The sequence below is a fragment of the Cellvibrio sp. genome, assembly GCF_053579595.1.
Window position 1 is genome coordinate 1 of sequence record NZ_JBRFPI010000357.1, and the last position, 4,678, is coordinate 4,678.

Below are 4,678 nucleotides of genomic sequence, written 5' to 3' on the forward strand. Positions count from 1 at the left end.
GCTGTCAGTCGCTAATCGCCAGGACTTCATCAATTACTACAGCAGTGATTCGGCATTGGTATTTGATATCAAAGTCGATGGCGCTCCCAGTGCAACCACTTACTTGCGTTTAGGTTGCGGCTCTTACTGCGCATCGGATATTGACCTGAGTGAAAAACTCAAAGGTTTTGCTGGTCAAGGTTGGCAAACGGTGACTGTGCCATTTAAATGCTACCCAACCTCCGGTGCTAATTTTGGTATTGGCCAACCACCAGAAGAATACTGGACGCAAATCCTGCAACCTTTCTCGCTTATCACTAGCGGCACTTTGGATATTACTTTCGCCAAAGTCAGTGTGGTGAAAGGTGCAGGTAAAGATGTAGCTTGCCCATAAGAAAAAAGTTGTCGCGTTAAAATAAAAATCCCCGCCAGTGAAAGCTGGCGGGGATTTTTATTTGCCTTAAAAAATTAACGCTAATGATTACACCTTTTTAAGAATCCCGCTTCTGTATAACGTTTTCAAGTAAGGAATTATTTCATTAGCAGAAGAACTTTCCTGCGTTTGTTGCCAGGAAAGAACATCAGGTATGGTAAAACTCTCCAGTTCAGAAGAGAGACGTTTGAGAGTGGGCGCTAAACTGACGGGGAATTCAAGAAAGCCGCTGTCACAACGTATAATCAGCTTATTCTGATTTTCAATAAAACGAAGTGATGCTGGCATCACACGAAACCGCTGATGCGTTGTCACTTCCGGTATTGGCAACAGTGGATCAGGTTGCCACCCTGTATAGGGTGCATGCGTCAAGGAAGTCAGCCAAGGTTCTGCTAATGAATCTGGACTCTCAATAACCTCCAACACCATCTTATGAAATTCATTGATGCGTTCGCGCATATATTCTGAGACTGCCTGCGGCATATTTCCCTGAGTTTTTTCTATTGTGGCGGGTGGGCCGCCGCGCCAATTTTCATTCGCGAGCGCAAAGTTCTGCAGCAAAGGGATGAACTGATCAAAAAGATTTCGAGGAGCAAAGTACAGGTTTAGCGCCAGTGAAAAACCTATGCCGCGCGCAGAATGCCAAGCCCCGGCGGGCAAACAAAGCATATCTCCAGGCTCCAGCTCCACTTCGCGAAACTCCATATCAGCAGGTAATGTGCCTATACCCTCTCTGACCTGCCCTTCTTCATACACCTCGTTAGAGTTGGGCCACACTTTTGCTGGCTCTACCGAGAATTTCCAGCGCTTCTTTCCCGCGATCTGGAGAGTGGTTGCCACTCTTTTGTCGTAGTGCATAGGTAATCCGGAGCCGTCTGGTGAGACATAACAATTTACGCCCACAGTGCCGGTAAAATTAAGCTGCGAGCGAATTGCTTGTGCCCACTGGGCAAGAAATGGATCAGCCATGTGGATATTGGTGATACAAATAGTTGCGCCAGCGTTAAGCAATTCGACCACCTGATTATGATGCGCTTCCATCAGTCGCCGGGCACTTCCAGAATCTTCTCCACCAGTAAATGATGCCGTAATGTTGTAGCGCTTGTCTGAGATATTCTTACCTCTTGCAAGCGCCTGCCTCAATCTGTCCCAACTGAAAATATGAGCAAACTTTTCAGGGGCGCCATTTACGTTCAGCGACATGCGCGCGAAATAAGAATTTACAAACTCCTCGCAAGAGACCGGGCTTACCAGTTCCTGAAGTTCACTCCCGTTTAACGCTATAGGTATATGAGATTCTTCAGGTGAGTTATTATCGAGCAATGGACGGAAGTCTACTATCTTCATCATTCTCTTTTATTTTGTGTTATTCCAAACACCGGCGCAGTATGTATTAACAAACTCCTGATGTGTTGATAGGGTCGCCATGTTTTTATCAACATCTGCGGCAATACCACTCAAAAAATATTGCAGTTCTTTTTCTGACATAAGCTCAACAATGGGATGATAAGACGAAGGGATAATTCCCTGTCCAAGCATCACTTGAGTCCATGAATCCAAGCGAAACAATTCACCTTCAACTTGATTGGATCTTCCGAAATTTTTAAACAGTGACATTCGATGTTTAAGGTCATGAGGAATTTCCATGTCTTTGCAGTAACGCCAAAAAGGGCTGTCATCGCGCTCGGTTGCTTTGTAGTGCAATATAATAAAATCCCTGATTCGCACATATTCACTTTCAGCTTGAGAGTTGTACTCATCAACAATTGACTGCTTGATCTCACCATGTGGAAACAGCTGTAACAAGCGTGTTAATGCTGTCATTATCATATGAATACTGGTTGATTCCAGTGGCTCCAAAAAGCCGGAAGCAAGGCCTATTGCAATACAATTTTTATTCCAGGATTTTTTGCGTCTCCCGGTTTTGAATTTTATTACGTTGGGTTCAGTAAGCACTTTCCCATCCACGCTCGACAAAAGCATATTGAGCGCTTCATCTTTGGATAAATGTTGGCTGGAAAAAACCAAGCCGTTCCCCACTCTATGCTGCAAGGGAATTTGCCAGCGCCAGCCAGCGTGATGTGCAATCGATCTAGTATAGGGCACAGCAGGGGCAGTAGATTCGGTTTGAATGGCAATAGCACTATCACAGGGCAACCAATGCCCCCATTCCTCAAAGCCAGTCTGCAAAGTCTGCTCAATTAATAAACCTCGCATACCAGTGCAATCTAAAAATAAATCCCCCGGTATTTCCTGGCCTGAATCCATCTTGAGTGAGGCAATAAAACCAGATTCTGGATTTTGTTGTACTTCAGCGATTTTCCCCTCAACTCGTTTCACACCTCGAGCTTCAGCGCGGGCTCTGAGAAAGCTGGCATAACGTCCGGCATCGAGATGAAAAGCATAATTTATTTTTGTCTGGTCATTAAGAGAAAAGCGATTATGTAAAGCCGCTTTGTATTCAAGACAATAATCACCAAACTCTTTAGCAACTCCTAATTCTCGACCTCTAAGCCAAAAGTGAATAAAGTCTGTAATTAATGTTTGCTTGCCGGTAACACCAAAGGAATGAAAGTATTTTTCGCCGATTTTTTTCCAATTTTCAAATTGAATACCGAGCTTAAAAGTCGCATTGGTTGCTCTCATAAACTCTTGCTCGTTAACACCTAACAAGCGATGAAAGGTTCGCATCGGCGGAATGGTGGCCTCGCCAACACCAATCGTACCTATCTCCTGAGACTCCACCAAAGTAATATCAAGAATCTCCCCCATCTGATGAGATAGTGCAGCTGCTGCAATCCAGCCTGCCGTGCCACCGCCAGCAATAACTATTTTCATTTTTTTATCTAGCATTTTTTATTTACCATTTATTGGCATCAACGGTTTAATTTATTTATCAATAGTGCCCTTAATTTTCTAACGCCCAGTCTATCCAGAGTTCGTAAAAACCCCCGTGCTTCTGCCGGGATATGGGCATTCGATTTTTCGCATCCGTCAAAGATGTAATGATTAAACAGGTGTTTCCACGCTTGCCGTTCATGTGCAGACTTATCTCTAATTCCAAGCATCGCCATATAAAGCGCATTCATACCAGACGTCAAAAAAGCTGGCGAATCTTCCCACCAGTAATTGATGAGCACATTGTAATTCTTCAAGCTTTCAACATGGTGCCACCACATGCTGGGTATATATAAAGCGTCTCCTGGCTCCAGCTCTACTATTTGCGCAGTTAAAAGGGCATCTTGGAAGCGCGGAAACTTTTGAAGATCAGGATTTTTAAAATCCACCAAGCTTATGACTTGTCCCCCAGGTGTTGGCTCCAGTGGCCCAGGGTATAAATTGCTTATTTGATCAGGAGGGAAAAGTGTGAATCTGCGCTTACCCGCAACACAGCAGGCTATATTATCCAAGGCATCAAAATGACAGGTCGCAGTCGTTGCACCGCCAATCCAAATACTCACTCGTTCGTCCATTGCGTCCGGATGTTTGTCTCTTGGAATGGAAAGATTATTTTCACTGCTGAGCCCAGGCAAATGCGTGTCAATAATATTCGATGCAATATAGTAGGACGGATCATTTAATTGATGCACGCCTGCCAAAATAGCATCCAGGGTTTCATCAATGCGCCCCTTAAAACTTTCATAGTTAAGCGCGGTACAGTCGTCGCTGTAGAACATGCGTCCGTTATTTTCGGCAGGGATTTTACAAACAATGGTGGGTGTCCCATTATAAAATGATTTTAGGTAATCAACTGATGTACGGTCAGAAGCCCGTCCAGCTTGAACCAACGGCCAATCACCCACCAACTGCTTAAAAACAACAGGTTCTGCAGAATTAATTACATTCCTTGGAATATCATGTGAATTAATCCCATGCAAAATAGTTGTTTTTTTCAAGTTTAATTATCTCCGGCTAAAAGCTTACGGTTTTTCAGATCTATCAATTTTCTAATATTAGACATAGATGCAACAATAAAATATGCCGCCTGCAGAAAGCCTGACTTATTCAGTTCCTCAAGGGCCTCGCCATTTAAATTAGACAATTTGTCAGTATTGATCGTTTGAAATCCATTGATTTTTAGTTTATTCAGGTTTTGAAATTCTATATCCAAAGTGACATCTTCTAACAGCTGATACTTATTGAAGGCATCAAACATTAACCTGGTTAGAAATATTCCATCGTTAATAGTATCGAGCACCTTTGAAATATGGTTCAAATACTGACTGTAACCCCCGTTTTGCAAAAATAGCAATTGTCCGTTTTCAC

The 4,678-nt window shown here is 43.4% G+C and carries 5 protein-coding genes; 1 reads left to right on the plus strand and 4 read right to left on the minus strand.

The genetic code is table 11. The annotated features are described in order from the left end of the window. Positions 1-373: putative glycoside hydrolase (locus ACWA6V_RS17550; protein WP_449523708.1), on the plus strand; the 373-nt coding region annotated here is incomplete at its 5' end. A gap of 87 nt (positions 374-460) precedes the next feature. On the opposite strand, the gene ACWA6V_RS17555 is transcribed toward ACWA6V_RS17550, so the two are convergent. The 4 genes from ACWA6V_RS17555 to ACWA6V_RS17570 form a co-directional block, all read right to left on the minus strand. Next, positions 461-1,762, minus strand: coding sequence for a JmjC domain-containing protein (locus ACWA6V_RS17555; RefSeq protein ID WP_449523709.1), 1,302 nt, complete (start codon positions 1,760-1,762; stop codon positions 461-463). Positions 1,763-1,768: 6 nt separating this feature from the next. Next, positions 1,769-3,265 (minus strand): tryptophan halogenase family protein, encoded by a 1,497-nt coding sequence (locus tag ACWA6V_RS17560; protein ID WP_449523710.1) that lies wholly within the window; start codon positions 3,263-3,265, stop codon positions 1,769-1,771. A gap of 23 nt (positions 3,266-3,288) precedes the next feature. After that, positions 3,289-4,308, minus strand: a complete 1,020-nt coding sequence (locus ACWA6V_RS17565) for a cupin-like domain-containing protein (protein WP_449523711.1) — start codon at positions 4,306-4,308, stop codon at positions 3,289-3,291. A 2-nt stretch (positions 4,309-4,310) separates the two neighbouring features. Continuing rightward, on the minus strand, positions 4,311-4,678 hold a 368-nt coding region (locus ACWA6V_RS17570; protein WP_449523712.1), incomplete at its 5' end, for a SapC family protein.

Excerpts from the sequence above, each read along its gene's own strand:
- ACWA6V_RS17555 (WP_449523709.1), bottom strand. The coding sequence starts at position 1,762 with ATGATGAAGATAGTAGACTTCCGTCCATTGCTCGATAATAACTCACCT.
- ACWA6V_RS17560 (WP_449523710.1), bottom strand. The coding sequence starts at position 3,265 with ATGCTAGATAAAAAAATGAAAATAGTTATTGCTGGCGGTGGCACGGCA.